At 44.8% G+C, this 1261-nt stretch carries 2 rRNA genes; both read left to right on the top strand.

Annotated elements, in window-relative coordinates:
* Positions 1–190: ribosomal RNA gene (locus J0N78_RS25450) — 16S ribosomal RNA — on the top strand; the annotation flags it as partial.
* A gap of 945 nt (positions 191–1135) precedes the next feature.
* Positions 1136–1261: ribosomal RNA gene (locus J0N78_RS25455) — 23S ribosomal RNA — on the top strand; the annotation flags it as partial.

Raw genomic sequence — 1261 nt, forward strand, 5'->3', positions numbered from 1 at the left:
GCGGATCAGCATGCCGCGGTGAATACGTTCCCGGGCCTTGTACACACCGCCCGTCACACCACGAGAGTTTGTAACACCCGAAGTCGGTGGGGTAACCTTTTGGGGCCAGCCGCCTAAGGTGGGACAGATGATTGGGGTGAAGTCGTAACAAGGTAGCCGTATCGGAAGGTGCGGCTGGATCACCTCCTTTCTATGGAGTATTTACTCTAGTCGATGCATACTTCGGTATGTACGCTTTGGTCTTTTTTGTTCAGTTTTGAGAGAACTCAAAACTGTTTGATTAACTTTTTGCATCTGCGTCTACGAGTGTAGCTTCGAAGTGAGCTTCCTCGATGCAAGGCAGCATGAAGTATAACACAGACGAATGTTCAAGGTGTGATTGAAGTCAGTCGCCTTGTTCAGTTTTGAGAGAACTACTCTCAAAAAATACCATTGAAATTCTAGATGATTTGTTATAAGATATAAGAGTCGCTTTTGAGCTTGCTCAGAAGTTATTTTTATCTCTAGAAACAGTTGTTCCTTTGTTTACGAGTAATGCTTGCTGACTGTTGTTAGCTTCTACGGAGCAAAGCAGCACGAACTATCATCAAAAAGTGCTACAAGATGTGATTGAAGTCAGTAGCTTGGTTCTTTGAAAACTGGATAATGAATGCTAGAAAAGACATCAAGATTTCACTGGGTTGCACAATGTGTAACCAAGAGTAACTTGAGTCGTCAAGAATTCAACAACCTTTATAAAAATGTAAATGCAAGTGAGAAGCAAGGAGTACGAGGCGGCAAGTTTTCGAGTAGCGGAGTGTACGTTTAAAGGGTACATGAGCAACTAGAGAGAGCGCAGCCAACGAAGTAATCCGCCGCTTATCATTTGTCGATCAGAGATGAATTAGAAACAAGAAGATCGAGGAAACGAGCTTTAAAGCAACGGAGCGTATGTTTAACGGATACGTGAGTAGCGCTGAAAGCGAAGTTGACGAAGAGATTCGACGTTTATCATTCATCGAATTTAAGAGACAAATTAGAAGCAAGGAGTACGAGGCGGCAAGATCTCGAGTAGCGGAGTGTACGTTTAAAGGGTACATGAGCAACACAGAGAGCGTAGCCAACGAAGTAATCCGCCGCTTATCATTTGTCGAATGGTTAAGTTATGAAGGGCGCACGGTGAATGCCTTGGCACTAGGAGCCGACGAAGGACGGGACGAACACCGAAATGCCTCGGGGAGCTGTAAGTAAGCTTTGATCCGGGGATATCCGAATGGGGGAA

Origin of the sequence: Alkalihalobacillus sp. BA299, assembly GCF_017745675.1 — a bacterium.
Lineage (GTDB): Bacteria > Bacillota > Bacilli > Bacillales > Bacillaceae_F > Alkalihalobacterium.